This is a genomic window from Thiohalocapsa marina (assembly GCF_008632335.1).
Classification (GTDB): domain Bacteria; phylum Pseudomonadota; class Gammaproteobacteria; order Chromatiales; family Chromatiaceae; genus Thiohalocapsa; species Thiohalocapsa marina.
Genome location: NZ_VWXX01000080.1, coordinates 1 through 1,290 on the forward strand (window position 1 = coordinate 1; position 1,290 = coordinate 1,290).

The 1,290-nt window shown below is 65.3% G+C and carries 2 protein-coding genes; both read right to left on the reverse strand.

What is annotated here, in order from left to right:
* The coding region (locus F2Q65_RS19255) for a transposase zinc-binding domain-containing protein (protein WP_150095013.1) at window positions 1-820 on the reverse strand (820 nt) is incomplete at its 3' end.
* 277 nt (window positions 821-1,097) lie between these two features.
* The coding region (locus F2Q65_RS19820; protein WP_211354122.1) for a hypothetical protein at window positions 1,098-1,290 on the reverse strand (193 nt) is incomplete at its 5' end.

Here is a 1,290-nt window from a genome sequence, read left to right on the forward strand (position 1 = left end):
GCCCAGCGCGATCGTGCGCGCCCACGCGCACCGCGGCATCGAGTGAGAATCCGCTGTTCTCCCAAGCGAGCATCTCGCGGACATCCCCTGGCTCGATCAGCCCGCTGCGGGCGAACCAGCGCAGCACCCGCACGCGCACCTGCTCGGCGATGGCGGCGACGGCCTCTGATGTCAGTTCAGCGGCGGGGCGAAAACGGACGGATTCCGGAAAATCACCGGCATCTTCGGCCGGCTCGAAGACCCCGTCGATGACGCAGCAATGGTAATGGACGTGCCGGTTGAGGGAGGCACCGAAGCGGTGGATGAAGCTCACCGCCCCGAAGCGGGCCTGCGCGCCGGCGTCGCTGTTCTGGCGCAGATGGGCCTCGATGACGCGCAGCAGGATGTGCAGCACGGCGCTGACGGCCTGAGGCTCTCGCTCCAGGTACCAGCGCAGGCGTTTGGGCACCGAGAGGACCCACTGGCGCACCGGCAGCGGCGGGAAGATGTGATCGACCAGGTGCGCCGCGGTCTCCGCCATACGCCGGGCGTTGCACGACGGACAGAGTCCCCGTCCTTTGCATGAGAACGCGACCAGGAAGTCATGCCCGCAGTCCGGGCATCGGGCGCGGGCGAAACCGTAGGCGAGGATGCCGCATTCGAGGTAACGACGAAATTCGCGTTCGACATAGGCCGGCATGCGCTGCCCGCCCCAGTCGTCTTCCCCTGCGAGCGCCAGGTAGGTCTCCAGGTGCTGCTGGACGACTTGGTAGAGGACGGTTTGCTCGGGATGGCGGCGGCAGTATGGGGCAGGTCCGCATCCCGGTGACGCGACGGCCATGTTGCTATCCGGCTGGATTCTGGCGCTTAACTGTATTTATATATAGTCTAGCTCTGGGCACAACCGTCGCCGTCACGCTGGTGCCGACAAGACGCAGGCCACGACCAAGAGCGACATCGACCTGGCCCGCAAGCGCTTTGAGCGCATCATGCGAGCGAAACCATGAGCGAAACCGAAACCGAAACCGAAATCGAAATCGAGACCTTCGACAGTGTCTGGGATGCGATCTCCGAGACCCATTCGGCTGGCCAGTGCTGTATTGCTGCTTGCAGCCTGGCTACTGGCACGCCGAGCAAAGGCCAGCCTGCGCGCGGTTGCGGCACGACGCCACGGCAAGCAGGTCGAGCAAGAGGCCAGCACGCGCGCGCAGCAGCTTCTGCATGCGCACGGACTTGCAGTGGAGTGCGGCCGTCGTGTACGCGGCTTGGGCGATGTGGATTTGCTGGTGACGGGGCGGCGACATCTGCTTG